General features: G+C 70.5%; 29 protein-coding genes. 15 read left to right on the top strand and 14 right to left on the bottom strand.

Annotated features, from left to right (window positions below; all coding sequences use genetic code 11):
• The first annotated feature begins 24 nt into the window (after nt 1-24).
• The 5 genes from OG504_RS06930 to OG504_RS06910 are packed head-to-tail and all read left to right on the top strand — an operon-like array spanning nt 25 to nt 4,351.
• A complete protein-coding gene (locus tag OG504_RS06930; protein WP_405988931.1) occupies nt 25-1,737 on the top strand; it encodes an ATP-binding protein in 1,713 nt (570 codons plus the stop codon).
• Entirely contained in the window at nt 1,734-2,144 is a 411-nt protein-coding gene (locus tag OG504_RS06925) for a roadblock/LC7 domain-containing protein (RefSeq protein ID WP_019057749.1), read from the top strand. Before OG504_RS06930 ends, OG504_RS06925 begins: the two co-directional genes overlap by 4 nt.
• On the top strand, nt 2,141-2,512 hold the full coding sequence (locus OG504_RS06920; protein WP_318020589.1) for a DUF742 domain-containing protein: 372 nt from the start codon (nt 2,141-2,143) through the stop codon (nt 2,510-2,512). The genes OG504_RS06925 and OG504_RS06920 overlap by 4 nt, the downstream gene beginning before the upstream one ends.
• Nucleotides 2,493-3,101 carry a GTP-binding protein gene (locus OG504_RS06915; RefSeq protein ID WP_405988930.1) on the top strand — a complete coding sequence of 203 codons (609 nt, stop codon included), beginning with the start codon at nt 2,493-2,495 and terminating at the stop codon, nt 3,099-3,101. Before OG504_RS06920 ends, OG504_RS06915 begins: the two co-directional genes overlap by 20 nt.
• Complete coding sequence (locus tag OG504_RS06910; protein WP_405988929.1) at nt 3,098-4,351, top strand: cytochrome P450; 1,254 nt, start codon at nt 3,098-3,100, stop codon at nt 4,349-4,351. Before OG504_RS06915 ends, OG504_RS06910 begins: the two co-directional genes overlap by 4 nt.
• Nucleotides 4,352-4,459: 108 nt before the next feature.
• Here OG504_RS06910 and OG504_RS06905 read toward each other — a convergent pair whose 3' ends face one another.
• The 3 genes from OG504_RS06905 to OG504_RS06895 form a co-directional block, all read right to left on the bottom strand.
• On the bottom strand, nt 4,460-5,473 hold the full coding sequence (locus OG504_RS06905; RefSeq protein WP_405988928.1) for a terpene cyclase: 1,014 nt from the start codon (nt 5,471-5,473) through the stop codon (nt 4,460-4,462).
• Nucleotides 5,474-5,650: 177 nt separating this feature from the next.
• Nucleotides 5,651-7,282 (bottom strand): amidohydrolase, encoded by a 1,632-nt coding sequence (locus tag OG504_RS06900; RefSeq protein WP_405988927.1) that lies wholly within the window; start codon nt 7,280-7,282, stop codon nt 5,651-5,653.
• A 19-nt stretch (nt 7,283-7,301) separates the two neighbouring features.
• Nucleotides 7,302-8,792, bottom strand: coding sequence for an APC family permease (locus OG504_RS06895; protein ID WP_405988926.1), 1,491 nt, complete (start codon nt 8,790-8,792; stop codon nt 7,302-7,304).
• 133 nt (nt 8,793-8,925) lie between these two features.
• Between OG504_RS06895 and OG504_RS06890 the strand changes: the two genes are divergently transcribed.
• Nucleotides 8,926-9,645, top strand: coding sequence for a TetR/AcrR family transcriptional regulator (locus tag OG504_RS06890; protein ID WP_405988925.1), 720 nt, complete (start codon nt 8,926-8,928; stop codon nt 9,643-9,645).
• 16 nt (nt 9,646-9,661) lie between these two features.
• Nucleotides 9,662-10,126, top strand: coding sequence for a pyridoxamine 5'-phosphate oxidase family protein (locus OG504_RS06885; protein WP_405988924.1), 465 nt, complete (start codon nt 9,662-9,664; stop codon nt 10,124-10,126).
• Nucleotides 10,127-10,135: 9 nt separating this feature from the next.
• Here OG504_RS06885 and OG504_RS06880 read toward each other — a convergent pair whose 3' ends face one another.
• Nucleotides 10,136-11,593 (bottom strand): FG-GAP repeat domain-containing protein, encoded by a 1,458-nt coding sequence (locus OG504_RS06880; RefSeq protein ID WP_405988923.1) that lies wholly within the window; start codon nt 11,591-11,593, stop codon nt 10,136-10,138.
• 168 nt (nt 11,594-11,761) lie between these two features.
• Between OG504_RS06880 and OG504_RS06875 the strand changes: the two genes are divergently transcribed.
• Nucleotides 11,762-12,154, top strand: a complete 393-nt coding sequence (locus OG504_RS06875; protein WP_405988922.1) for a VOC family protein — start codon at nt 11,762-11,764, stop codon at nt 12,152-12,154.
• Between the two features lie 36 nt (nt 12,155-12,190).
• Here the strand turns inward: OG504_RS06875 and OG504_RS06870 are convergent, their stop codons facing one another.
• Complete coding sequence (locus OG504_RS06870; RefSeq protein ID WP_405988921.1) at nt 12,191-12,499, bottom strand: DUF4235 domain-containing protein; 309 nt, start codon at nt 12,497-12,499, stop codon at nt 12,191-12,193.
• A 118-nt stretch (nt 12,500-12,617) separates the two neighbouring features.
• On the opposite strand from OG504_RS06870, the gene OG504_RS06865 reads away from it, so the two are divergent.
• On the top strand, nt 12,618-13,589 hold the full coding sequence (locus tag OG504_RS06865) for a cation diffusion facilitator family transporter (RefSeq protein ID WP_405988920.1): 972 nt from the start codon (nt 12,618-12,620) through the stop codon (nt 13,587-13,589).
• Between the two features lie 78 nt (nt 13,590-13,667).
• Here OG504_RS06865 and OG504_RS06860 read toward each other — a convergent pair whose 3' ends face one another.
• Nucleotides 13,668-14,117, bottom strand: a complete 450-nt coding sequence (locus OG504_RS06860) for a nitroreductase family deazaflavin-dependent oxidoreductase (RefSeq protein WP_405988919.1) — start codon at nt 14,115-14,117, stop codon at nt 13,668-13,670.
• A gap of 197 nt (nt 14,118-14,314) precedes the next feature.
• Between OG504_RS06860 and OG504_RS06855 the strand changes: the two genes are divergently transcribed.
• The 3 genes from OG504_RS06855 to OG504_RS06845 all read left to right on the top strand — a co-directional run bounded on the left by OG504_RS06855 (nt 14,315) and on the right by OG504_RS06845 (nt 16,377).
• Nucleotides 14,315-14,773 (top strand): nuclear transport factor 2 family protein, encoded by a 459-nt coding sequence (locus OG504_RS06855; RefSeq protein WP_405988918.1) that lies wholly within the window; start codon nt 14,315-14,317, stop codon nt 14,771-14,773.
• 163 nt (nt 14,774-14,936) lie between these two features.
• Nucleotides 14,937-16,160 (top strand): cytochrome P450, encoded by a 1,224-nt coding sequence (locus OG504_RS06850; RefSeq protein ID WP_405988917.1) that lies wholly within the window; start codon nt 14,937-14,939, stop codon nt 16,158-16,160.
• 13 nt (nt 16,161-16,173) lie between these two features.
• Nucleotides 16,174-16,377, top strand: coding sequence for a ferredoxin (locus OG504_RS06845; RefSeq protein ID WP_405988916.1), 204 nt, complete (start codon nt 16,174-16,176; stop codon nt 16,375-16,377).
• A gap of 156 nt (nt 16,378-16,533) precedes the next feature.
• Here OG504_RS06845 and OG504_RS06840 read toward each other — a convergent pair whose 3' ends face one another.
• A complete protein-coding gene (locus OG504_RS06840) occupies nt 16,534-17,412 on the bottom strand; it encodes a sigma-70 family RNA polymerase sigma factor (RefSeq protein ID WP_405988915.1) in 879 nt (292 codons plus the stop codon).
• 68 nt (nt 17,413-17,480) lie between these two features.
• On the opposite strand from OG504_RS06840, the gene OG504_RS06835 reads away from it, so the two are divergent.
• Nucleotides 17,481-18,158, top strand: coding sequence for an FMN-dependent NADH-azoreductase (locus tag OG504_RS06835; RefSeq protein ID WP_405988914.1), 678 nt, complete (start codon nt 17,481-17,483; stop codon nt 18,156-18,158).
• 2 nt (nt 18,159-18,160) lie between these two features.
• On the opposite strand, the gene OG504_RS06830 is transcribed toward OG504_RS06835, so the two are convergent.
• On the bottom strand, nt 18,161-18,712 hold the full coding sequence (locus OG504_RS06830; protein WP_405988913.1) for a TetR/AcrR family transcriptional regulator: 552 nt from the start codon (nt 18,710-18,712) through the stop codon (nt 18,161-18,163).
• 98 nt (nt 18,713-18,810) lie between these two features.
• Here OG504_RS06830 and OG504_RS06825 point away from each other — a divergent pair, with 98 nt between their 5' ends.
• Nucleotides 18,811-19,269 (top strand): nuclear transport factor 2 family protein, encoded by a 459-nt coding sequence (locus tag OG504_RS06825; RefSeq protein WP_405988912.1) that lies wholly within the window; start codon nt 18,811-18,813, stop codon nt 19,267-19,269.
• A gap of 9 nt (nt 19,270-19,278) precedes the next feature.
• The gene (locus tag OG504_RS06820; protein WP_405988911.1) at nt 19,279-19,800 is read left to right on the top strand and encodes a flavoprotein; all 522 of its coding nucleotides are present in this window, start codon (nt 19,279-19,281) and stop codon (nt 19,798-19,800) included.
• Here the strand turns inward: OG504_RS06820 and OG504_RS06815 are convergent.
• The 6 genes from OG504_RS06815 to OG504_RS06790 form a co-directional block, all read right to left on the bottom strand.
• Nucleotides 19,797-20,654: a hypothetical protein gene (locus OG504_RS06815; protein ID WP_405988910.1), complete on the bottom strand. Its 858-nt coding sequence runs from the start codon at nt 20,652-20,654 to the stop codon at nt 19,797-19,799. The genes OG504_RS06820 and OG504_RS06815 overlap by 4 nt on opposite strands.
• A 129-nt stretch (nt 20,655-20,783) precedes the next feature.
• On the bottom strand, nt 20,784-22,094 hold the full coding sequence (locus OG504_RS06810) for an alpha-glucosidase/alpha-galactosidase (protein ID WP_405988909.1): 1,311 nt from the start codon (nt 22,092-22,094) through the stop codon (nt 20,784-20,786).
• Between the two features lie 38 nt (nt 22,095-22,132).
• On the bottom strand, nt 22,133-22,951 hold the full coding sequence (locus OG504_RS06805) for a carbohydrate ABC transporter permease (protein ID WP_365299403.1): 819 nt from the start codon (nt 22,949-22,951) through the stop codon (nt 22,133-22,135).
• On the bottom strand, nt 22,948-23,910 hold the full coding sequence (locus OG504_RS06800; RefSeq protein ID WP_405988908.1) for a carbohydrate ABC transporter permease: 963 nt from the start codon (nt 23,908-23,910) through the stop codon (nt 22,948-22,950). The genes OG504_RS06805 and OG504_RS06800 overlap by 4 nt, the downstream gene beginning before the upstream one ends.
• Nucleotides 23,911-23,933: 23 nt before the next feature.
• Nucleotides 23,934-25,229, bottom strand: coding sequence for an ABC transporter substrate-binding protein (locus OG504_RS06795; RefSeq protein ID WP_405988907.1), 1,296 nt, complete (start codon nt 25,227-25,229; stop codon nt 23,934-23,936).
• 10 nt (nt 25,230-25,239) lie between these two features.
• Nucleotides 25,240-26,004, bottom strand: a complete 765-nt coding sequence (locus OG504_RS06790; RefSeq protein ID WP_405988906.1) for an endo alpha-1,4 polygalactosaminidase — start codon at nt 26,002-26,004, stop codon at nt 25,240-25,242.
• Between the last annotated feature and the right edge of the window lie 353 nt (nt 26,005-26,357).

The following is a 26,357-nucleotide window of genomic DNA, read 5'->3' as shown; positions in this document are numbered from 1 at the left end:
TTCGTGTCGCTTCGAAGGATGCAGATGGAACTCGCCACTCCGCCACCGGCGGCGCGGGCACCTGTCGCCTGGTACAGCTGGTGGCTGATGCCGCTGGCCTTAGGGGGTGGGACCGTCGCCGCCACGTTCATGAGCTCGGAGCGAATAGCCGTGACCGCGGCCGGAGCGGCGGCCACGGCGGCCAGTGCCATGTGCGTGCGACTGCTCGTCCGAAGCCAGGCTCAACTGCGCCGTTCCGAAAGCGTTTTCCGCACCGCGCAGGCCGAGCACTCCCAGCAGTGGCAGCAGCATGTGGCGGGTCTGGAGCGGAAGTTCAGCGCCGAGCGTGCCACGCTGGAGGCGCAGCTGACCGAGCACGCCGGTGCCTACGAGACCCGGCTCGCCGACAGTTCCGGCGCCTACGAGGTCCAACTCGCCGAGCAGGCGAGGGCGTTCGAGGAGCGGCTGACCCAGCAGGCGGCGTCCTACGAGGCGCAGCTCGCCGACCAGGCCGAGGTCTGGCAGGAGCAGCTGGCCCACCAGCTCGCCGCCGTGGCCCGCCTCGCCGACGAGCAACTCCCCGTGGCTCTCAAGCAGTTGCGTGCCGGTGACGCCATCGACGACCTGCTGCCGGCCGCGAGCCAGTGCGCGAAGGTCAGCGCCGAGCTCCAGGCCGAACTGCGCAAGGTGCTGCGGATCTCGCTCATCGGCGTCGAGGAGGAGTTCAACCGCTCCACCGCCGCAGAGCAGGCCGTCATCAGCATCGGCAACCGCATCCACGTACTGACCAGCAAGCTCCGCGGCCGGCTGCACGAACTGCAGGGCGAGCACGGGCGGTTGCCCGCCGTCGCCCGCGGTCTCATGGAGCTGGACCAGGAGATCGGCCCCGCCGACTGTCTCGCCGCGAGCGTAGGTGTCCTCGGCGGCTCGGACCGGCCCGGCCGGCAGTGGCAGGAACCGCAGCGCCTGCTCAGCGTGGTGCGCGGCGGCATCGGCCGCATCAAGGACTTCCACCGCGTCGACGTACGCCGGCTGCCCGAACTCGGCGTCGACGGCGGTCTGGTGGACCACCTCACGCTGATCTTCGCCCACCTCCTGGACAACGCGGCCCGCTACTCGCCGCCCACCGAGCCGGTCATCGTCTCCGGCAAGGAGGTGCCGAACGGCGTCGGCATCGAGATCCAGGACTCCGGCAAGGGCCTGAGTGGGGAGTCCAAGCGCGAGGCCGAGCACGCCCTCGCCGGCACCGGTGCCGGACCCGGACTCGGCGGTGTCTCGGAGGACGCCAGCATCGGCCTGCGCGTTGTCGGCACGCTCGCCCGCCGCTACGGCATCCGTGTCACCTTCGCGGACTCGCCCTGGCTCGGCACCTCGGTGGTCGTCGTGGTCCCGCACAAGTACTTCAGCCGGCTGCCCGCGTCCGCCGTCACCCCCTCGTTCCAGGCCGCCGCGACGGCCGCGACCGCGGCGGTGAGCCGTGGCACCGGTGTCGCGGAGACCTCGGCGGAGACCGTAGAGGCGGAGGACACCACACCCGGCGGGCTGCCCAGGCGCCGTAGCAAGCGTGGCGAGACGGCTCGGCCCCAACCGGCCGGGCGGGCCGGGGAGATGGCCGTCTCCGCCGTACCACCCGACGCCTCTTTCACCGGCCTGGCGGCCTTCGCCACGGCCGGACGGGAGGCCCGGGAGGAGGAACCGGCGTCCGCAGGCCGCGAGTTCACCGAGCACAGCACTGAAGAGAGCGACGAGTCCACATGACGCAACAGGGAACCGACGTGAGCTGGGCGCTCCGGGATCTGGTGGAGAGCATCCCGGAGATCCGCTTCGCCCTCGTGGCCTCCAGCGACGGCAAGGCGATCACCTCCTTCGGCGCGGAGGACCCCGACGACGTGGACCGCTTCGCGGCCGTGGTGGCCGGCCTGCAGGCGCTGGCCCAGCCCGTCGCCGAGCAATTCCCCAAGTACGCGGGGCAGTTGCGGCTGGCGATGATCGAGGTCGACGGCGGCCACCTCTTCGTCGTCCGCGCGGGTGTGGAGACGTATCTCGGCGTGCTGGCCCGGGAGGGCCTCGACCAGGGCCTGCTCGGACACCAGATGCGGGACCTGGCCCGCAGGATGGGTGAACTCCTCGGCACCACCGCGCGCCTGGAGGAGCACTCTGGATGAGTGCTCCCCGCCGGCCAATTGACCCCTCCGGTCTGGAGCGTTACTACGTCCTCACCGGAGGGCGCAGCGGACCGGGCGGTTCGGCGTCGAGCCTCGACGTGGCGACCCTCATCGTCTCCCGCGCCGCACCCGTGCCGGGCATGCAGCACGAGCACGAGGAGATCCTCCGGCGCTGCCGCGAGCCGCTGTCGGTGGCCGAACTCGGCGCCCACCTCGGACTGCCCTTCAACATTCTCGCGGTGCTGCTGGCGGATCTGCTGGAGGCAGACCGCGTCGAAGCACGTGACCCCATCCCGGCGCACGACGCCGGTCGCGGGCCCGACCTCGCGCTCCTTGAGGAGGTACTCAGTGGACTTCAAAGGCTTTGACCGGCCCGGTTCTCCGGCCGGTGACGGTACCCGCTCGGTGAAGGTGATGATCGCCGGCGGTTTCGGCACCGGGAAGACCACGATGGTCCGCTCGGTCAGTGACATCAAGCCGCTCACCACCGAGGAGACCCTGACTGAGGCGAGCGCCGGCGACGACCGTCTCATCGGGGTGGCCGACAAGACGGAGACCACCGTCAGCCTCGACTTCGGCAAGATCGGCCTCAACGACGAACTGGTCCTCTACCTGTTCGGGACCCCGGGCCAGGAGCGGTTCTGGTTCCTGTGGAACGGCCTGTTCAAGGGCGCGCTCGGCGCGGTGGTTCTCGTCGACACGCGCCGCCTCGCCTCCAGTTTCCGGGCGATCGAGGAGATGGAGCGGCAGGACGTCCCCTTCGTCATCGCGCTGAACGTCTTCCCCGACTCCCCGGAGCATCCGGTCGACGAGATCCGGGACGCCCTCGACATCTCCCCGGACATCCCCGTCGTGGCCTGCGACGCCCGCGACCGCTCCTCCAGCCGGGACGTACTGGTCGCGCTGATACGGCACTTGAAGGACCGCTCGGCCGTCGCCGCACTGGAGCCCCGATGACCGACCAGACGTTAAACGGCCCCGATGCGCCGAGGGGCTGCCCTGTCGCCCACGGCTCGGGTGACGACCTCACCCGGCTGTACGGGCCGGACGCGGCGACCGATCCGCGCGGCATCTACGAGCGGCTGCGCGAGCAACACGGTTCTGTGGCACCGGTGTTGCTCGAAGGGGACGTGCCCGCCTGGCTGGTCCTCGGGTACCGCGACAACCGGCGGGTGCTGGACAGTCCCCGGCAGTTCTCCCGGGACGCGCGGATCTGGCGGGACTGGCGGGAGGGGCGGGTGCCGGACACCTCGCCGATCATGCCGATGGTGGGATGGCGGCCGGACTGTGTCTCCCAGGACGGCGAACCTCATCGTCGGTTGCGGGGTGCGGTGACCGACGGGCTGTTGGCTGCGGCCGGGCGGGGTGTTCGGCGGCACGCAACTTACTTCGCCAACAAGCAGATTGACGCGTTCGCCGAAGTCGGCCGGGCTGATCTGGTGGCGGATTATGCCGAGTATCTGCCGATGCTTGTCCTCACCCGGATCCTGGGGCTTCCCGCGGGGGACGGGAATCGGCTGGTCGAGTCCAGTGCGCAGGTTCTCAAGGGTGGGGAAGACGCCCTGCTGCACAACGACCGCATCATCGAGATTCTCGGTGAACTCGCCGAGCGTAAGCGGGCCGAGCCCGGTTCCGACTTCACCACCGCGTTGATCGGGCATCCGGCTGGGCTCGATGCGGAAGAGGTCGTCATGCATCTGCGGCTTGTGCTGATTGCCGCGCATACGACTACCAGCAACTTGTTGGCTCGGGTGTTGCAGCGGATCCTCACGGACGCGTCGCGGCTGTCCGGGCTGGTGAGCGGGCAGTTGACTGTCTCGGCCGTTGTTGAGGAAGTCATGTGGGACACCCCGCCGTTGGCTGTTCTGCCGGGGCGGTTCGCTACGGTGGATCTTGAGCTCGGGGGGCATCGGATCGAGGAGGGGGATCTGCTCGTCCTGGGGCTCACTGCGGGGAATGGGGATCCGGAGGTTCGGCCTGATGCGGGCGCTTCTATGCAGGGGAACCATTCGCATCTGGCGTTCAGTTCGGGGCCGCATGAGTGTCCGGGGCAGAGCATTGGGCAGGCGATTCTTGAGGTCGGCGTCGATGTGTTGCTGCATCGGTTGCCGGGGTTGCGGTTGGGGGTGGCTGTGGAGGAGCTGACTTCTACGGCGTCTACGTGGGAGTCTCGATTGGACCGGCTGCCGGTTGAGTTTGCCGTGTGAGTCGGTTATTTCTTTGTCTGCAGGCGCGTTGGGGCTGGTCGCGCAGTTCCCCGCGCCCCTAAAAACAGGCGAGCTGCCCAGCCCTTGGTTGGGCAGCTCGGCCCCGTCTCACACTGCCAGCAGGTCGTCCACCGAACCCTTTGCCGCTGGGCCTTCTTTCGCTGCCGTGTAGCGGCCTGACACCAGCGCCCACTCGTAGTTGCCGTTGATCCAGTGCTGGATGGCCTCCACGCCCTGGTGGACTCGGAGGCGTTCGTCCTCGTTCAGGGCCAACTCGTCGCACATCTGGGGGACTTGGGCTTCCAGGTCGAGGTACTCGGTGAGGCGGGCGTTCGTCATGCGGTACGCCTCATCCGCCGCCGCTTCCCATGACAGGGCGCGGTCGCGGTGGAGGACGGCTATCAGGTTGTGGCCGTCGCCCCGGCGGCGTTCGCGTTCGAAGGAGTGGATGTCGTTCATGAAGCCGATGGTGTCGGCGGCGAGGTCGCGCATGCGTTCCATCAGCGGGTGGGCCTGAACCTGGGCCGGGACCTCGAAGCCCCGGCTGCGTTCGCCGGCGTCGATGCTGTGGTGGATGCCGACCGTGCGGCGCCGGAACTCCGTGTACTCGTCGAGGTCCAGCGTGCCGGCGATGCCCCGGGCCGCCAGGTCGACCTCCTCGCAGTGCGCCACCAGGAACCGGCCCCAGGACGCGGCGAACCGGGTTCGCCAGGTCAGGGACATGCCATCCGAAAGGTGGTCCCAGACCTGCGCCCAGGCCACGGTGACCGGGCAGACCACCCGGGGCCTGCTGCCCGCCGGACGCAGGGGCGTGACGATCAACTCCCGCGCCACTTCGAGTATTCGGTCGGCGCGGTCGTGCCGGCCCGCGTCGAACTGGTCGTCGAAGAGGAACGCCAGCGAGAACCAGTTCATCAGGACGACCATGTCCGCGGCCGACGCGTGCGGATAGGTGCGGGCCGCGGCCTGCGGGAGATCCCACGACCGGTACTCCTCGAACCCGGCCTGGCTGCGCACCAGGCCCATGTCCCAGATCCAGCGCAGATGGCGGGCCCGGGCGTACTCCAGATGGTCGCTGACGGGGGTGTCGAAGGGGAGGTCGAAGGTGACGTCCTGAGGCATGCGCTTCCTTTCGGGAGACGGAACACTGGTCCCCCCACTGCGAGCGGGCGGTCCGTTCGACCGCCCGCACCCTCGAACTGCGCTTCGTGGTACGAAAGTTGGTCCCACAAGCGCTTACGAGGCTGCCCAGAGCCTAGATGATCTACACCGCGCCCCGATCGTGATCCCTGTTACTGCTCACGCCTCCTGAGCTGCGTACACTCCCGTTCCTCCCACGTAGGTAAGCGCTACCTGCGTCTCCGCGATCTCCTCCGGCGGAGCGGCGAACGGGTCGCGGTCCAGGACCACCAGATCCGCCAACGCCCCTGCCGCGATGCGGCCCGTGTCGTCCAGGTGGTTCGCGTACGCCGAACCCGCCGTGTATGCCGTGATCGCCGCCGCGAGGTCGAGGCGCTCGCCCGGCAGGAACACCGGCCCGGAGCCCCCGGGTTCGACCCGGTTGACCGCGACATGGATGCCCTCGAGCGGGTCGGGACTGCTCACCGGCCAGTCGCTGCCCGCGGCCAGGGTGGCTCCGGAACCGAGCAGCGCCCCGAACGGGTACTGCCACAAGGCCCGTTGGGGCCCGAGGAACGGGATCGTCAGCTCGTCCATCTGTGGTTCGTGCGCGGCCCAGAGCGGTTGGATGTTCGCCACGGCGCCGAGCCGTGCGAAGCGCGCCACGTCGTCGGGGTGCACCACCTGGAGGTGTGCGAGGTGCGGTCGGGTGTCGCTCGGCCCGTTCGTGGCCCGGGCGGCCGCGACCGCGTCCAGAGCATCTCGTACGGCTCGGTCGCCCAGCGCGTGGAAGTGGCACTGGAAGCGGAGCGCATCCAACTCGGTCACGTAGGCGGGGAGTTGCTTCGGGTCGATGAAGCTGGTGCCCCGATTGGCCGTCGCGCAGCCGCACTTGTCGAGGTACGGGTCGAGCAGGGCGGCCGTGCCGGTCTCGGCGACCCCGTCCAGCATCAGTTTCACGCTGCTCGCGCGGAATCGTCCGTGGCTCAACTCGGCCCGCCGCTCGACCAGTTCGGGGATCTGCTCGGCCCCGCGCTCCCGGTCCCACCACAGCGCGCCGACGACCCGCGCGGTGAGCGAACCGTCCCGGGCGGCGGTCAGATAGGCGTCCGACGCATCGGCCATCCCCGCATACCTCCCGACGATCGCGTCCTGCCAGGCCGTGATGCCGAGCGCGTGCAGATGCCGCTGGGCGTGCAGCAGCGCGGCCAGCCGGTCGGCCGGAGTGGTGGGCGGCGTGAGCCGTCCGACCAGTTGCATCGCGCCTTCCTGGAGCGTCCCGGCCGGTTCGCCGGACGCGTCCCGCTCGATCCGGCCGTCCACCGGGTCGGGCGTGTCCCTTGTGATACCCGCGAGTTGGAGGGCCCGGCTGTTCACCCAGGCGCCGTGATGGTCCCGGTTGGGCAGATACACCGGCCGGTCCGGCACGACCGAGTCCAGCAGCTCCTTCGTCGGCGTACCCCCCTCGAACGCCTCCATCGACCACCCGCCCCCGGTGATCCACTCCCGCTCGGGATGCGCGTCGGCGTAGGCCCGTACAGCGGCGATCGTGTCCTCGGCCGTCTTGGCCCGCGTCAGATCGCACTGGGTCAGCTCAAGCCCCGCCGGCACCGGATGCACATGCGCGTCCTGGAACCCGGGCAACAGCAACCGCCCCGCCAGATCGACGACTTGGGTGCGCGGCCCGGCGAGGTCGTGCACCTCGGCATGGCCCACGGCGGTGATCCGGTCGCCGGTGACGGCCACGGCGGTCGCGGTGCGGCCCTCGGGGGTGAGGACGGGGCCGTTGGTGAAGAGGAGGTCTGCGTGCATGGTTCGTATCCTTGCGGGGTTAGCGGGAGGTGGCGAGGAGCTGCGGCGCGTCGGCGTCGGTGCCTCGGCCCGAGTGGAAGTACGGCGATCTGCGCACCCACTTGGCCCACGCGGCGGCCAGGAAGCCGGACGCGATCATGGCCAGCGGGGTGAGCAGCAGGAACCAGCCGTTGTCCGCGCTGACTTCGAGGTGATCGGTGGACGTGTAGAAGGACCAGCAGAGGTAACCGCCCAGTGCCAGCAGGGACATGGCGCTCAGCGTGGGCAGGACGACGGCGCGCACGCCCTGCCGCCGGTCCTCCCGGAGGAGCGAACGGAAGCGGACGGCTGCGGCCAGAGCGGTCAGGGCGTAGGAGAGCGCTACGACGATTCCTACGGCGTTCACCGTGGCCATGATCATGTCGGCCAGGCGGGGTATCACGAGCGACAGTGCCGCGACTGCCGTTGCCAGCGCGCCGATCAGCAGGGTGCCGAGGGCCGGAGTGCCGTAGCGGGCGCTGACCTTGCCCCAGACCGGGCCGAGGGTGCGGTCGCGGCTCATCGCGAACATGCCTCGGGCGGTGGGGATCACGCCCGCCTGGAGGGAAGCGACCGCCGAGAACATCAGGGCGACCAGGGGGAGTGCGGCCAGTGGCCGGGAGGCGAGGCGGTCGCCGAAGTACGCCAGGCCCTGGGCGCCGTGGCCCGCCAACTCGTCCTCGGACAGCACCCGTTGGAAGGCGATCGAGCCGAGCAGGAACAGGCCCAGCATCGTCACCAGGGTGATCAGCCCGGCCCGGGACGCGTCGCGTGGGTCGCGCACTTCCTCGTTCACGGTGAACGCGGCCTCGAATCCCCAGTAGCAGAACACCGACAGCAGCAGGCCCTGCGCGAGCGCCGACGCCGAGGGGATCGCGAACGGGTCGAACCAGCTCAGGCTGAAGGCGTGCGGGCCGGTGACGATGCCGTAGCCGCAGAAGCCGAGGAGGACGACGTACTCGAAGATCAGTAGTCCCGTCTGGAGGCGGGCCGCGGTGCGGACGCCGGTCACGGCGGTGAGGGTGACGGCGACGAGGATCAGGATGCCCACGGCGGTTGTCTGTGCCGTCGAGCCCGGGTCGAGGGTGAGGCCGCCCGCTTGGTGTACTCCGGCCTCGCCGGCCAGCTGGATCATCGCCGAGCCGGTGACCGCCGTGGTGTAGGCGAGGAAGGCGATCGTGGCGACGATGTTCACCCAGCCGACCAGGAAGCCGAGCCACGGAGTGAGTGAACGGCCCACCCACACATAGCCGTTGCCCGCGTTCGGCTCCACCTTGTTCAGCCGGGAGTAGGCGCCCGCGATGCCCAGGATCGGCAGGAACGCGAGCAGCATGATCGCCGGCAGATGCAGCCCGACCACCCCGGCGGTCACGCCCAGACCGATGCCGATGCTGGTGGTCGCGGCCGTGCTGGACGCGGCGATGGCGACGCCGTCCAGCAGACCGAGGGACTTGCGCAGTGCGGGCCCCGACGGGGGTGGCGTGTCGTTCATGGCGTGCTCTCCGCTCGCACCGGGGGGCCCGAACGGCCCCGGTGAACGCACATGAAACTGCCCGCGCACTTAACAGGTCAACGGTGTTGTCGTAAGGTGCGGACACCCGGACGGACCATCGAGGAGGTTGCGTATGAGCGAGCGTGTCGTCCCGGCCGCCGCCCGGCAGCGCAGGCGCCCCACCAAACAGGGCGTCGTCCTGTCCGAGGAACTGATCGTCGAGACTGCCTTGAGATTGATCGAGGAGCATGGGGCCGATGCCCTGTCCGTGCGCCGACTCGGGCGCGCTCTCGGCGCCGATCCCAGCTCCTTGTACCGCTACTTCCGGCACACCGACGACCTGATGCTGGCCGTCGCGGACGAGCTGATCGGGCGGACGCTGCGCACCTGGCGGCCCAGCGGCGACTGGCGGGCCGACCTGCGGGAACTGGGGCTGCGCGTGCACGCAGGGGCGCTCGCGCATCCCCGGGCGGCGGTGCTCAGCTCCTACCGGGTGACCGGGCGGGTGTACGAGATCCAGGCCGTGGAGGCGATCCTCGGGGTGCTGCGCGGGGCCGGGTTCCCCGATGTCGAGGCGGTGCGGATCTACCACGCCTACGTCGACCAGGCCCTCGCCTTCGGCGCCCTCGACTCGGCGAACACGGCGCTGCCGAAACCGGCCCGCGAGGCGGAGGCGGCCGTATGGCAGGCGACGTACGCGCGGCTGCCCGCTGACACGCACCCGCACATCGCGGCGACGGCCCGGCATCTTGTGGCCACCATGCGGCACAGTTCCTACCCGGCGGCCCTGGATCTGCTGCTCAGCGCGGCTGCGGCGCGGCTCGCCGAGATCCGTGCGGCGGCGGAGGGCTGAGCGGCAGACTGGGGTCATGACTCACGAGCCCGCACGCACCGCGAAGCAGCGCAAGCAGGACACGCTCCGTCGGCTGGAGCAGGATGAGGACGCCTGGGTCGCCACGGCCGGTGAGGACGGGGGAGCGCCCTATCTCGTTCCGCTGTCGTTCGTGTGGGACGGCACGACCCTGCTGTTCGCCACCCCGGCCGCGAGTCCCACCGGCCGTAACCTCGTCTCGACCGGCGTCGCCCGGCTCGGCATCGGGCCGACCCGGGACGTCGTGATGGTCGAGGGCACGGTGGTGATGCTGACGCCGGACGACCTGCCCGAGGAGGACGCCGAGATCTTCGCCTCGAAGACCGGCTTCGACCCGCGCGAACTGACCACGCCCTACCTGTACTTCAGGATCCGGCCGCAGCGCGTGCAGGCCTGGCGGGAGGCCAACGAGCTGAAGGGGCGGGACCTGATGCGGGACGGGGAGTGGCTGGTGGCCGACTGAGCCCGATCGCTACGACGAGGGCGGGGTTTGCGAGGCGCGCGGGGCGAAGGCCGTCGTCGTGAACGTCGCCCTGTTCGCCGCCGTCGTGCCCTCGGTGATCCACCAGCGTGTGGCGCGCTCGCCGTATGTGCCGAACTTCGCGTCCGCGCCCCAGTTCAGGACCAGTTCGTCCCTGCCGTCGCCGTTGAAGTCGGCGGCCCCCGCGGGCCGGGCGTGCCGCCACTTCGCCGGTATCTTCCTGCCGTCCTCCGCGGCGGGCCCGTCGCGCAGGACCGTGGTCCGCCGGGTGCCGTCGATGAGTGTCGCGCCCTCGTACGTGGCGACGAGGATGCCGTCACGGCCGTCGCCGTCCGGGTCGGCGGACACATAGCCACCGGGCCCGTACTGGGTGCGCGCGGACTTCGGCGCCTCGGGGAGCCGGTACGTCACCGGTGCGCCGCCGGTACCGGGATACACGGCGAGCGAACCGTCGACATCGGCCGGCTCGGTCTCGTAGCCGGGCTCGTCGTTGCGGCTGCCGTCGTCGCCGACCGCCACATCGCGCTGCCCGTCACCGTCGAAGTCACCGAACGCGTGGGCGTTGCCGCTCCTCAACTGACGTCCGGTAGAGGACAGTTGGGAACCTCGGTGGGCGGTGTAGAGCGTGTTGCCGGACTGCTCGCCGTCGCTCACCGCGTGCATCAGGAGCGAGGTCGCGCGCGGCGTGCCGGACGGGGCGACGGCGTCGGCGGTGAGATCGCCGTCCGCCCAGGGAAGGCTCGTGTCGGTGCGGGCGGGTGCGCCCGAGCGCGAGAACGGGCCGTACATCACCACCAGGGACGAGTGGTTGTACGCGAACCCGGCGAGATCGTGGTGCCCGTCGCCGTCGAAGTCGCCGCGCACCACGGACTGGATGCCCAACTTCGTCGCGCTCCGCGGGAGTTGGACCGGCGTGGCGGAGGTCTTCCCCGTCGGTCCGCCCGGGCCGCCCCACGCTATGTACGGGAGGGTGCGCGGGGCGATGACGTTGTTGTCCGACGTCATCGCGCCCTGGACGGTGGTGATGAAGTCGGGGAAGCCATCGCTGTCCAGATCGGCGGTGGTGAGGTCGGCGGCGGACAACGAGCCCTTGGGGGCGAGGAGTTGCCTGCCGGGTTCGGGCAGGCCCAGGTCGGCGCGGCCGTAGACCGTGCGCGTCGACGGGTCGAGTCCCTTCGCCGATCCGTAGACCACACCGACCCGTTCGTCGGTGGCGCCCTCGCCGCCGCCGACGACGATCGGCACCACGAGGTCGCGGTGACCGTCGCCGTTGATGTCGTCGGGGTCCTTGGAACCCTTGCCCGGAGCGGGAGTTCGGCTCGCGGCGGCCGTCGTAGGTTCTTCCGGGGACGGCGACGATTCATGGGCGCCGGTACCGCTCCCGCATCCGCTGAGCGGAGCGAGCGCGGTGCAGACGGCGAGGGTCACTACGGCGATACGAGGCTTCACCCGTCTCACTCTTGCATCCTGTGTCCCACCCGAACCAGGAGAGCCGTGCGGTTGTTGCATGTTCGTCGATCGACTCCGGTTCTCGGCATCAACTGACGGAACGGGGATATCCGTTGGGGGCGAGGCAACCGGACTCGACCCTTGCCCGCCCCAGTCTTCGGAGGACACATGGCATTGGTCAACGCTAGCTTCGTGGTGCTCGACGCGGTCGAGCCGGAGAAACTCGCCGTGTTCTACACGGAGTTGCTGGACGGCGAGCAGACGGACATCACCCTCGACCAGGTGGAGATCAGGGGTGCCGACGGGACCCGGCTGGCGTTCCGCCGGGACCTCAGCGCCACCCCGCCGAGCTGGCCCCGCGCCGAGAACAACCAACAGGTCCACCTGGACTTCCTGGTGGAGGACATGGACGAGGCCGAGCGCAGGATCGTCGGACTCGGCGGCCGCCCGCTGGAGACCAAGGACATGCCGGGCCCGCACGAGGAGCGCGTGTACGCGGACCCGGCCGGCCACTCCTTCACGCTCCGCCCGGTACCGCCGACGGCCGCCGGCCAGGTCTGAGCGACCTCGCTCCCGGCCGCCCCGGTCCCAACTGCCTTACTCCCGGCCGCCCTTGTCCTTCGCCGGCCAGATCCCGGTCGAGCGTTCGATGGCCTTCGCGCCGGTGCGGTCCGCCGCGCCGCGCGCCACCGCGAAGAGGGCGCCCTGGAGCGCGGCGGCGATCAGGATCTCGGCCCAGCCGCGGTCCCGGTCCAGTGGATCGGGGGCGTTGTCCTCGTGCCGTATCGCCTTCCACGTGGCGCGGAAGGCACGGCCGGCGAGGGCACCGCTCACCAGACCCAGGACGAGGCCGACGGGCTGGTAGAGGAGGGGGAGCTTCTTCTTCTTCTTCTTGATCTTGGCCACGGGGATCTCCTTCTGCGCACGAACTGACGGGTCGGGACGGTCGCCGTCCCGACGGTGTCATCGAAACCGGTCCTCCGGTAGAGGGTGTGAGCAGTACCTTCAGGGGCAGTCGGGGTGGATGAGCGACACAGCTGCCGACCACGAATCCGACCGCAAGACCCGCGTCACCGTCCTCGTGGCCCTCGCCGCCAACCTGGTGATCGCGGCCGCCAAGGCCGTCGGTGGTCTGGTCGCGGGGTCGCCCGCGCTGCTCTCCGAGGCCGCGCACTCCGTGGCCGACAGCCTCAACGAGGTCTTCCTCCTCGCGGCCCTGCGCCGCAGCCGCCGCCCCGCCGACAGCCGGCACCCCTTCGGCTACGGCAAGGAGCGGTTCTTCTGGTCGCTGCTCGCGGCCGTCGGGATCTTCGTGATGGGCGCCTGTTTCTCCGTGTTCCAGGGGATCGAGGCCCTGCGCAACGGGGCCGAGGAGACGTCCACCGGCTACCTGGTGGGCCTGATCGTGCTCGCCGTCGCCCTGGTCGTGGAGGGGATCTCCCTGCTTCGGGCCCTGCACCAGGTGCGCGCCCAGGGCGGCGGCACGGAGGCGCTGCGCGACCCCGCGCTGCGGACCGTCGTGGCCGAGGACGGCACGGCCGTGCTCGGCGTGACCCTCGCCATCATCGGCATGGTGCTGCACATGATCACCGGGCAGGTGGTGTGGGAGGCGTCCGCGTCGATCGCGATCGGACTGCTGCTCGGCTACGTCGCCTACCGCCTCGGCCGCGACGCCCGCGACCAGCTCATCGGCGAGGCCGTCGACCCCGAACTGAGCGACAGGATCCGCGAGTTGCTGGCGGCCGAGCCCGAGATCGACAGCGTCGAGGCGCTGTTCACGATGCGGATGGGGCTCGACTCCACGATGGTCGCGGCCCGGATCGACCTGGTCCCCGGGATGGACAGCGAGCGGGTCGAGGAGGTCTCGGTGCGCATCAAGCGGTCGCTCGGCGAGGCGGTCTCCGAAGCCGGCGAGATCTTCCTGGACATCACCGACCGGCCGGTGGAGGAGGAACGGAGAAGCCCCGCCGCGACGGGGGAGCGCGGCGGGGCCTGAACGTCGGATGCCCGACGGTCACCGGTTCATGCGCCCCGGAAACAAGAAAATCTCTCCGGGCCGGTCAGTCCCCGGTACTCAGCTTCCGGCGGCCGGTTCGAGGACGAACACGGGGATCTGCCGGTCCGTCTTCGTCTGGTACTCGGCGTACGGGGGATACGCGGCGACCGCCCGCTCCCACCACACGGCCTTCTCGTCGCCGGTGACCTCGCGGGCCGTCAGGTCCCACTTCCCCGGTCCGTCCTGCAACTCGACGTGCGGATCGGCCTGGACGTTGAAGTACCACACCGGATGCGTGGGCGCGCCGCCCTGCGAGGCGACGACGGCGTAGACCCCGTCGTGCTCGACACGCATCAGCGGGGTCTTGCGGATCTTCCCGCTCTTGGCGCCCACCGTCGTCAGCAGGATGACGGGCAGACCGGTGTCCGCCAGCGTTGTCCCCTTGGTACCGCCCGAGCTCTCGTACAGCTCGACCTGGTCGCGGACCCACTGCGACGGGCTGGGTTCGTACTCGCCCTCAAGAGGCATGGCATTCGTCCCATCTCGCGTTCTACGGCTGTCTGGCACCGAGATTCAACACCAGCCGGTGCGTGATTCATCCATACCGCGGCTCTCTTCGGCCACGCCCCCTCCACCGGGTGATGACCTCGGAGGTAATCGCACCGGAAGGACCTCTCCGGCACAGTCGGCACCCCGCACGATCACCGGCCGAGGGAGAGCGCCCGATGTCCACGACCCCGACCACCCGCACCGTCGTGGAAGACCTGCTGCACCGGATCGGCCACGCCGAGCCCGAGCGCATCGCCGAGTTGTACGCCGAGCACGTCGACTGGAGGCTCGACTGGCCCGAGGACGAGCACGGTCGTCCAGCCACCCCGTGGATCCGGCACCGTGCCACTCGCGCCGATGTCGCCGACCACTTCCGGGATCTCGCAGCCCACCATGTGCCGGGACAGGTGGGCACGGAGATCGAGCGCATCCTCGTCGACGGCCAGGACGCGGTGGTTCTCGGCGAGATCCGGCTCACCGCCAGGCCCACCGGACGGCCGTATCGCGCCAGGTTCGCTCTTCATCTCACCGTCCGGGACGGGGTGTTCGTCCGCTGTCACGTGTACGAGGACAGCCTCGCCGTGACCTTGGCCTTCGCCCAGGCGGACTGCGGGACTCCGGTCGCGGGCGGGTGACGTCGGACCGGTCCCGCGACCGTGATCGTCGAGTCGGCCGGGGCCATCAGGTTCGGCCAGATTGTAGGTACCACCGATCTGGCCGAACTTCAGGTGGCCCTATAGGTGCCTCGGGCATCTAATGAAGATCGGCAAGACGCACTCTTCGTCTGCGAGGTCTTCCATGACGGATCTGACGGAACTGACGGCTCCGACCGACCTGCCCGAACCCGTCTCCTTCCCACAGGACCGCACCTGCCCCTACCACCCGCCCGCCGGCTACGACCCCCTTCGCGCCGCCCGCCCGCTGACCCGCGTCACGCTCTACGACGGCCGCACGGCGTGGCTCGTCACCGGACACACCGCCGCCCGCGCACTGCTGGCCGACCAGCGGCTGTCCACCGACCGCAGTCAGCCCGACTTCCCCGTGACCAACGAACGGTTCGCGGCGGTCCGGAACCGCAAGGTCGCCCTGCTCGGCGAGAACGACCCCAAGCACCGCACCAAGCGGCGGATGATGATCCCCGCCTTCACCGTCAAACGCGCCGCGGCGATGCGGCCCGACATCCAGCGGATCGTCGACGAACTGCTCGCCGCGATGATCGACCGGGGTCCGACCGCCGACCTGGTGTCCGCGTTCGCGCTGCCCGTTCCCTCGATGGTGATCTGCGCGCTGCTCGGCGTCCCGTACGCCGACCACGAGTTCTTCGAGGCCCAGTCCCGGCGCCTGCTGCGCGGTCCGAAGGCCGAGGACAGCCAGGACGCCCGCGATCAACTGGAGGCGTATCTGGGCGAGTTGATCGACCGCAAGCGGCAGAGTCCGGGCGAGGGGGTGCTGGACGACCTCGTCCGGGACCAGCTGAACGAAGGGGCGCTGGACCGCGAGGAGTTGATCTCCCTCGCGATCATCCTCCTCGTCGCGGGCCACGAGACGACCGCCAACATGATCTCCCTGGGCACCTACACGCTGCTGCTCCACCCCGAGCGGCTCACCGAACTCCGGGACGATCCAGGGCTGTTGCCCGACGCGGTCGAGGAACTGATGCGGTCGCTGTCCATCGTGGACGGGCTGATGCGGCAGGCTCTCGAGGACATCGAGGTGGACGGCACGACGATCCGGGCCGGCGAGGGGGTGATCTTCTCGGCCGCGGTCATCAACCGCGACGAGGACGTCTACACCGCCCCGGACACCCTGGACTGGCACCGGCCCACCCGCCATCACGTCTCGTTCGGCTTCGGCATCCACCAGTGCCTCGGCCAGAACCTCGCCCGCGCCGAACTGGAGATCGCCCTGCGCAGCCTCTTCGAGCGGCTGCCCACGCTGAGCCTGGCCGTGCCGGCGGAGGAGATCCCCTTCAAACCCGGCGACACGATCCAGGGGATGCTGGAACTCCCCGTGACCTGGTAAGAGGCTGCGCACCATGCACACGGAAATCCACATCGACAAGGACATCTGCATCGGGGCGGGCCAGTGCGCCCTGGCCGCCCCGAACGTCTTCACCCAGGACGACGACGGCTACAGCACGGTGCTGCCGGGCAAGGAGGACACGGACGACCCGATGCTCAGGGAGGCGGCACGGGCCTGCCCGGTGAGTGCGATCACCGTGTCGGACACGGTGGGCTGAGCGGGTACTTCATGGAGGGCGGCGGGCTCGTCGGGCTGAGCGGCTCCTGGGCGCGCTGGCGGGCCGGCTGGGCCGAGCGGTTCCTGAGCAGGGGGTGGCCGGCCCGCCGGGCCACCCCCTCCTGCCGCGAAGCCGGCACCCGCCGGCCCGCCCGCCTCAACCCATCACCCCAAGCACCCCCACCTCGACTCCCCGCAAACCCTTCCGCCCCGCGACCACCTCGTACGCGGCAACCCGCCCACCCTCGACCCTCACCCGGAGAGCCAGCAACAGCCGTCCCCCCGGCGCGACCACGATCCCCACGTCCCCGTCGACGAGTGCGAGTGTCGCGAACCGGGTCCGGTGCCGCAGCAGTACCGTCCCCTCCGCGACCGCCCGGGCCCCACGCAGCTCGGCCGAAACGCCGGGCGGCAACACGGCGGGGTCGGCGTGCCGGACGACGTCGGGGGCGAGGACGTCGAGCAGCGCGCCCAGGTCACCGCCCCGCGCGGCGGACAGGAACGCCTCGACGACCTCCCGGTGCCGGTCGAGTTCGGCGCCCGGCACCACCGGCGTGCCCCGCACCTTGTGCCGGGCCCGGCTGGCGAGCTTCTTCGCGGCGGGCCGGGACCGGTCCAGGACGGCGGCGACGCTGTCGAACGGCACCGCGAACAGGTCGTGCAGCACGAACGCGACCCGCTCCGCCGGACCCAGCGTGTCCAGCACCACCAGCAGCGCGAGCCCCACCGAGTCGGCGAGTACGACCTCGTCCTCGGGCAGGTCGTCGGTGCTCGGCTCCGGCAGGTCGTCGCCGTAGGGATCCTCTCGTCGGGACGCGCGCGAGCGGAGCATGTCCAGGCAGATACGGGAGACGACCGTCGTCAGCCAGGCGGTGAGGTTGTCGACGCCGTCGTCGCCCGTACGGCTGAGCCGGAGCCAGGCCTCCTGCACCGCGTCGTCCGCCTCGGCGAGCGAACCCAGCATCCGGTACGCGACCGCCCGCAGCCGCCCGCGCCGCTCCTCGAACCGCTCCGCCAACTCGTCGTGCCCCCGCATGGGTCACCTCTCCTCGCCGTGCTCCGTCACCAGTCCGACGAACCCGAACCGACCGAGGTGACCACACCATGCTGCTGCACATCGACTCCAGCGCCGACACGACCGCCGACTCCGTGACCAGGCAACTCACCCAGGCCTTCGCGCGGACCTGGCACACCCACCACGGCAGCACGGCGGACCACCGCCACCGCGACCTGTCCGCCGCACCGGTGCCGGCGATCACCCCCGCCTACACCACCCTCGGTCGCCGCGTGGAACGCGAGGGATTCGTCCCGCCCGCCAAGGTCCCCGCCCTGATCGAGACCGCGGACGAACAACACGAGTGGGAGCTGACCCTGCCGCTGGTCACCGAACTGCTGGGCGCCGACACGCTGTTGCTCGGTGTCCCCATGTACAACTTCTCCGTGCCCGCGACCCTCAAGGCATGGATCGACCGCGTCACCTTCCCCGGCGCGCTCACCGACCCGGACACCGGCGAGAGCCTCCTGCGGCACACTCGCGTGGCCGCCGTCATGGCACGCGGCGGCGGATACGGCCCCGGCACCCCGCGCGAGCACTTCGACTTCCAACAGCCTTACCTGAAAGCCTACTTCGGCAACCTGGGCGTCCTGCCGGAGAACCTCCACCTCGTCGTAGCCGAACTCACCCGGGTCGATGTCCTGCCCCAACTGGCCGGCCTGGAGCACCTGGCGGCAGCTTCCCTCGCCCAGGCCCGTTCCGCGCTCACGGAACTCGCCGCCGCCTGACCTCAGTTGGCGCGCGACAACGCCAGGGCCGCCTCGCGCGCCTCCGCCGCCGGCTCCGTGCTCCCCGTGATGCCCGCCGTGACCATGGCCCCCTCGGCCAGCAGGAACAACTGCCCGGCGAGTACGTCGGGCAGCCCCGCTTCCGCCACGAGCCCGGCGAGATACGCGCGGAACGCCCGCTTGTGCGCCCGTACTTGGGTCACCACCCGCTCCGAGGTGGCGCCCAGTTCGCCGTAGGAGTTGATCCACGCGCAGCCGCGGAAATCGGCCTCGCCGAACCACTCCTCCAGCCAGTCGAAGACGGCCGGAATCCGTTCCTGTGGATCATCGTGCCGCTCGACGTGCTCGGCGAGGCGTCCGCGCCAGCGCAGGTCACGCCGTTCGAGATACGCCTCCACCAACTCCTCCTTCGCGGGGAAGAGTTGGTAGAGCCGCTTGAGGGAGAGCCCGGATGCGGTGCGGACGGCGTCCATGCCGACGGCCTGAACTCCCCGTCCGTAGAACAGCTTCTCGGCGGCGTCCAGTGCCTGCTCCCGGGCGACCTCGCTGTCCATCGAACCGACCCCTTCTTGACCTGAGAACGTGCGTTCTCTACGTTAGCAGTCATCTGGAGAACGCACGTTCTCCGAATCTTGCCGCTCTGGAGACGACCATGGCCGACCGCCCTCCCCTCCCGCCCTTCACCCGTGAGACCGCCGCCCAGAAGGTGCAGGCCGCCGAGGACGCCTGGAACACCCGTGACCCGCAGCGGGTCGCGCTCGCCTACTCGGAGGACTCCGTCTGGCGCAACCGCGACATCTTCGTCACCGGCCGCGCCGAGATCGTCGCGTTCCTCACCGCGAAGTGGGCCCGCGAGCAGGAGTACGCGCTCCGCAAGGACCTGTGGGCCTTCGACGGCAACCGCATCGCCGTCCGCTTCCAGTACGAGTGCCGGGACGCCGACGGGCAGTGGTGGCGGTCGTACGGCAACGAGCTGTGGGAGTTCGACGAGCACGGCCTGATGACCCGGCGCGAGGCCAGCATCAACGACCTGGCCATCCTGGAGCAGGACCGTCGCGTCTTCGGCACGCGGTCCGAGGAGGAGCGCGGGCGCTCGTTCCCCCTTCAGTAGGCTCCCCGGGTGATCGAACAGGACTCGAAGCCCTTCCTCTACGTCGTCTGCGCCGCAGGGATCGCCGCCGGCGTCGGCCAACTCATCGCAGCCGCGCAGGAGTTGGACTGGGAGGTCGGGGTGATCGCGACCCCGGTCGCCGCGTCCGGCTTCTTCGACGTCCCCGCCGTCGAGGCGCAGACCGGCCGCTCCGTCCGGTCCGCCTGGCGCGTGCCGGGCGACCCGCGTCCCTTTCCGCCGCCGGACGCGGTGGTCGTCGCGCCCGCCACCTTCAACACCATCAACAAATGGGCGGCCGGTACGGCGGACACCCTCGCCCTCGGCACCCTGTGCGAGGCGTACGGCCTGGGCGTCCCGATCGTCGTACTCCCTTGTGTGGCCGACGCGTTGGCGGCCCACCCCGCCTACCAGGAGAGCCTGGTACGGCTGCGCGGGATGGGCGTGCGGTTCGGGGACCCGTACTCCGGCGAGGACCAACCGGACGGCGGGCGACCGGAGTTCGGCTGGGAGAGGGCGCTGGACCTGCTCTAGCCGCAGGTCACGGTCGGTCCCGCCAGCATGCCCCCGGTGTACAGCGCCTGGCCCTGCGGCATCCAGTACCCCAGCTTCGAAACCACCGTGGAACAACGGGACTTGAGGGCGACCCGGACCACCACCGTGTCCGGGTGGCCCGGCTGGAGATCGGTGAGCGCGCAGTCCAGGGCGTGCGGGAGCCGGTCCTGCGACGGGTGGCGGCCGACCAGCGGATTGACGCAGCGCGGGTCGGACGTGGTCAGCTCCGCACCCGTGCCCTCCTCCGCGATGAGCCCGAACCGCGCGCTGCCGTCGCCCTCGTCGCTGTGCCGGTGGACCGTGTACGTCAGCGTGGTCACCGAGTCGGGCCGCAGCGTGCTCCGGTCGACCTCGATGCCGTGGGTGACCTTCGGCCTCGGCGCGGTCAGGGTCAGCGTGGAGCGGACGGTGCCCTGCAGGTCCACGCCCTCGGGCGCGGAGCGGACGCGCACGGTGGCCGTGAAGGCGTACGTCCCCGGGCCCGGATACTGCCCCGACCCCGGCAACGTGCCGGACGCGGCCGTCCCGCCGTCACGCTCGGCGGTCCAGGTGCCCGAGGTGCGGCACGTGTACCGGACGGCCGACCTGAGCTGTCCGCAGGTCGCGGGAGCCGAGACCGCCATGGTCGGGGTGCCGCTGCCCGCGCAGAGGCTGACGACGGCATGCTGGCCGTGCGCGCCGTGCAGGGTGCCCGCCGGCGCGCACAGGGTCGACGGCGGCTCGGGCGGGGACGGTGCAGGGTCCGTGCCACCCCACGCGGGCGACACCAGGGCCAGCGGCAGCGCGGCCGCCCCCATCAGCAGAGTCCTCAATCCGGTCGAACGTCTCGGCACCGCGTTCCTCCCGTACGGCCACGACCGGCCTGGTGCCGGTCGCCTGCGCCGAGGATGCGGGACTCCGGTCGCTGCCCGGTCGCTCCCACGCCGGGCGGCCGGGACTGTCACACCAACGCCGGACGGCCTTCAGTGCCCCAGGCGGACCCGCAGTTCCGGCTGCAGCAGCTCTCCATGTGCCGCGACGAGGTCGTCGCACAGGTCCCAGATCCGCTCGACCGGCAGGGCCGCCGCCGTCGCGGGGTCGGCCATCGCCGCGTGCCGGATGTGGCGCGGGTCGCCGTCGGTGGCCGCGCGGACCACCAGGTCGGTGACGGAGACATAGGCGCTGTTGAGGGCCGCGCACTGCGGGGGCAGGGCGCCGATCCGGGTGGGCTGGACCCCCAACGCGTCGACCAGGCACGGGACTTCGACGACCGAGTCGGCGGGGAGGTTGTCGATGAGGCCGCGGTTGGGGACGTTGCCGTAGACCGTGCGGGGCGTGCCGGTGACGATGCTGTGGATGATCTGCGGGGCGTACTCCAGCGTGCCCTCGACGGGGAGCGGGATACCGGAGGCGAGGGCGTCACGGGTGCGTTCGTAGCTCGCGGTGTTCTCCTCGACGATCTCCAGGTACGCGCCGACCGGCAGCCTTAGCCGCTCGATCTCACTGTCGTGGTGGAGATACCAGGGCACGTACTCGGCGGAGTGCTCGCTGGTCTCGGTGGGGTAGTGGCCGAGTCTGCGGTACATGTCGACGCGGACCCGGCGCAGGAGTTCGGGGTCCTTCGCGATCGTCTCGTCGAGGAGTGGGTAGAGGTTCTGCCCGGCTTGCTCGAAACGCAGCACCCACGCTTGGTGGTTGACGCCCGCGGCCAGGTAGGAGACCTCCTCGAAGGGGACGCCGACCAGCTGGGACAGGTCGTGCATCGTCCAGTACACCGAGTGGCACAGGCCCGTCGCCTTGAGGGCGGGGGCGATGCGGCTCAGGTAGAGGAGGTTCATAGCCATCGGGTTGGTGTAGTTCAACAGGTGCGCGTCGGGGCAGAGTTCGGCCATGTCCTCGGCGAGCGACCGCAGGACCGGGAAGGTGCGCAGCGCCCGGAAGATGCCGCCGATGCCGAGGGTGTCGGCGATCGTCTGGCGCAGGCCGTAGCGGGCCGGGATCGCGAAGTCGGTGCGGGTGGCCTCGTTCATGCCGACCTGGACGATGTTGACGACGAAGTCGGCGTCCGCGAGGGCCGATCGGCGGTCCAGGTGCGCGGTGATCTCCGGCCCGGCGCCGCGTACTTGAGCGATGTGCCGGGCGGCGCCCTCGGCCGTCGCGAGGCGTTCCGGGTCGATGTCGTGCAACGCGATCCGGGCGTGGGCGAGTTCGGGGAACGCGAACAGGTCGGCGAGCAGGCCCTGCGTGAACACCACACTGCCGGCGCCCACGAAGGCGATCCTGACGTCGGTCATCTGGCTCCTCTGAGGATGGGTCAAATACCGTGCGTGGCTCATCCCTTGAGGCCGCTCGACGTCAGCGACTGGATGAACGTCTTCTGCGCCAGCAGGAACGCCACCAGCACCGGCACCACCGTGATGACGTTGCCCGCCATCACCGCCGACCACTTGGTGTGGTGCTGTCCCTGAAAGGTCGTCAGGCCCAACTGGAGCGTGTACTGGGTGTCGTGGTTGATCGCGATCAGCGGCCACGACAGGTCGTTCCACGTGGACAGGAACGTGAGGACGGCGACCGTGGCGAGCGCCGGCCGGGCCAGCGGCATCACGATCGAGAACAGCACCCGCAGCCGCGAACACCCGTCGATCCAGGCCGCCTCCTCCATCTCCCTCGGCAGCGCGAGGAAGAACTGCCGGAACAGGAACACCGCGAACGGCGTCACCAGCGACGGCAGGATCAGCGCGCCCAGCGTGTCGATCAGCCCGAACCACTTCATCACCAGGAACGTCGGGATCATCGTCAGCTGGAACGGCACGACCATCGTCGCCAGCATCAGTCCGAGCAGCAGCCGCGACCCGGCGAACCGCATCCGCGCGAACGCGTACCCGCCGAGCGACCCGAGCAGCAGATTCGACACCACCGCCACCGACGCCACGATCAGCGAGTTGGCGAACCAGCGCGGGAACATCGCGTTGCCCAGCACATAGCGGTAGCCGCCCAGGTCAATTCCCTTGGGCCACAAGGCGGGTGGGAAGCGGTTGATCTCCGCGTTCGTCATCACCGAGCTCAGCAGCAGCCACACGAACGGCAGCGCGAAGCACAACGCCAGCGGCGCCAGCACCAGATGCCACGCACTCACCCGTCGCGCGCTCATCGCACACCCCCGTCCGTACGGCCCTGCCGTCGCCGTACGACCCGCAGCGCGCCGCCCGCGACCAGCAGCGCCACCGCGAGGACGTACGCGGACGCGGCGCCGTAGCCCGCGGTGAACATCTGGAAGGCCTGCTGCCAGACGAAGTAGACGATCACCGTCGTCGAGCCCAACGGGCCACCCTTCGTCGTCACATAGATCAGGTCGAAGACCTGGAGCGAGGTGATGAACTGCCACAGCAGCAGGAAGACGGTGACCGGGGTGAGCGCGGGTAGCGTCACATGGCGCAGCACCTGCACCCGGCCCGCGCCGTCGATGCGGGCCGCCTCGACGAGTTCGGGCGGCACGTCCTGGAGCGCGGCCAGGTACACCACGACGCAGAAGCCGACCCCGCTCCACAGCGAGATCAGCACCAGCAGGTACAGCGCCTGGTCCGGGTCGGCGAGGAAACCCTGTGCGGAGATGCCGAGGTGGTGCAGCAGCGCGTTGGCGACGCCGAACTCCGGGTCGAGGATGAACGAGAACAGCACGCCCTGCGCGGTCGCCGACACCACGAACGGGATGAACACCAGCGTGCGGTACAGGCCGATGAGCCGGATTTGGCGGTTGAGGGCCAACGCAAGCGCGAGTCCGCCGACCAGGCTGAGCGGCACGTACAGGGCCGCGTACAGCAGCGTATTGCCCACCGCCGTACGGAAGTTGGGGTCCTGGGCGAGGGCGCGGTAGTTGTCGAGGCCGACCCAGCGGCCGGGCGTGACCAGGTCGTCGGCGCGGAACGAGAGCAGCAGCGACCAGACGACGGGCACGACGCTCAGCCCGAGGATCACCACGACCGACGGACCGATGAACGCCCAGGCCGTGGACCGCTCTTGGCGGGCGCGACGGCGGGCGGCGCGGCGCGCGGCCTGAGCGGTCGCGGCGGGTTGCGCGGGGAGGGTGAGGGCGCGGGGCAGTGTGGACATCGGGGTCTCCCGGAAGGGGGAAGTCACCTGGGGATCAGCAGGGCCGCGTCGGCCTTGTCGGCGCACGAACGGAGCGCCTTCTCGGGGGAGTCCCGGCCGAGCAGGACGGAGACGATCGCCTCGCCCAGTGCCTGCGAGATCTGCGGATACGCGGCATGGACGGGCCGGACGCGGGCCGAGCGCAGGGTGTCGGTGAAGACGTCGAGCCCGACCGTACGGGCGCTGTGCTCCCGCCACTCAGGTCGCGCGGCGGTGCCCGTGCTCAGCGGCAGCCCGCCCGCCGAGATGTCCCAACGGACGTCGTGGACAGGGGAGTTCATCCACTGCACGAACTCCACAGCTGCCCGGGACCGGGCCGAACCGTTGTCGAAGACCGTCCACGTGTCGGGCCCGGAGATGGTGACCGCGTGCCCGCTGTACGTCGGCAGCGGCACGACCCCGTAGTCGATCTTCGCCGTGATGATGTCGGGCAACTCCCAGGGTCCGGTCGCGACCATGGCCATCCGGCTGTTGAGGAACACCTGGTAGAGCTGCTCGCTGCCGGGCTTCGTGTCGAGGTACACGCTCTTGTCGCGGCCGAGTTGGGCGAGTGTGCGCAGCGCCCGGACGCCCTGGTCGGCGAAGCCGATGTGCTTGCCGTCCGGGGCGACGACCTCGCCGCCGAGATCCCACAGCATCGGCCACAGCCGCCACACCGTGTCCTCGTCGCCCACGGCCGGCCAGCCGGTGCCGAAGACGCCCCGGTCGTGGTCGGTCAACTGCCGTGCCGTGTCGGTGAATTGCTCCCAACTCCAGCCCGGCTTCGGGTAGTCGAGCCCGGCCTGCCGGAACAGCTTCTTGTTGTAGACGACGGCCAGCGAGTCGAGCACCGCGGGCGCGGCCCGCACCCGCCCGTTGACGGTGACCGCGTCCCGCACCGGCTTCCAGAACGTGTTCCACGGTGTCGGCCCGTTGTGCATCGCGGACGTCAGGTCGACGACCCGCGGGCTGCGCGCCACGCTCGCCAGGTCCGAACCGAAGATGTAGGCGATGTCCGGGTAGGACCCGGCGGCGAGCGCGGCGGTCACCTTCTGGAGCATCGCGTCGGCCAACACCCCGCCGCCGCCCGGGTCCACACGGATCGTGGGGTGGGTCCGGTTGAACTCGGCGACCAGTGCCTCCACCGCCTTGCGGCCCGTGTCGACCTGCCCGTGCCACAGCTCCACGGTCACCCGGCCGTCCGCGCCGACCCCGTCCGAGGCACCGCCCGCACACCCGCTCGCGGCCCCGAGTGCGGCGGCCCCGAGCAGCAGCCCACGGCGTGACATCCCGTTGCCCATCACGGCCTCCTCACCGCACCTTGCGGACGTAGTCGGCGCTGCCGGGCGTCGACACGTCCACGTCCCGGCGCACGATGCTGAGCCTCCCGGCGAAGCCCGAACGGGCTTTGCGCAGACCGGAGTCGGAGTACTCGATGACGATGACCCGGTCGGCGAAGGCCTTCGCGTACTCCCCGCACTCGTCGTACTCCGCGCACTCCTCCGCGATCGCGAAGTCGAGGCCGAGCTTCTTCCTGAGCCCCGCCAACTCCACGGTGTTCTTCTGGGCGATGGCCAGGTGCCGGGCGTGCGCGTGCCGGGAGAGCAGGGCGATGAAGGCGGTCGCGTCGTTCGCCGTCAGGAGGCCGCGGGAGCGGGTGTAGCTGTCGTAGTTGTCCGGCTCGACGGCGTCGAAGCCCTTCGCCGCGCAGCCGTCGATCCACCGGTTCACCCGCGCCGCCACCCGCTGCCGCTTCGCCGCCGTACCGATGTCGAGCAGCGCCTCGCCCCAGTCCTCGTCGACCACCACCTCGCCGTCCGCGTCGCGCAGCAGCAGGTCGGCCGGCCAGGAGGCGCGCTCGTCCGGCTGGGCCTGGAAGGCGTTGACGTAGCAGATGTTGTAGAGGCCCGGCGCGGGCGACGCCGTACGGTCACGGCTGACGATCCGGACGCCGGCCGGCGGGGGATAGGCACCGCCGATCTGGTAGTCGAAGTCGGCGTGGAGCGGCGGGAGTTGGAACGCTCCGGGCGCCGGAAGCGAGGCGCTCGCCGATGGGCCGGGGCGTCTCGACGGCATGGGGCTCTTCGACGGGGTGGAGCTTCTCGACGGTGCCGCGCGGGACGGGCTCTCCGACGGCGCCGCGCGCGACGGCCGGTCCGGCGCCGAGCTGTTCGAGGTTCCGCACGAGGTCAGAACCGCGGCGGTCGCGACAGCGCCGCTCAGGACAGCGGCCGTCCCGAGACCTCCGACGCGGGAGACACCCTTGACGGGCATGTCCGCTCCATCAATCGCGGGTACGACCCCGCCTCGGACCGGATGGAGCCGCGGTCCTGGCGACTGTGGCCGGGCTTGGAACCTGTCCGCTACCGGCTGGGCGCACCTCTGCGTACCGCGCCGCACGCGCGGGCACGTCCAGGATCAAAGCGCCC

This window comes from Streptomyces sp. NBC_00986, from assembly GCF_045162565.1.
Taxonomy (GTDB): domain Bacteria; phylum Actinomycetota; class Actinomycetes; order Streptomycetales; family Streptomycetaceae; genus Streptomyces.
This window is presented reverse-complemented; position numbering and strand designations above follow the sequence as displayed.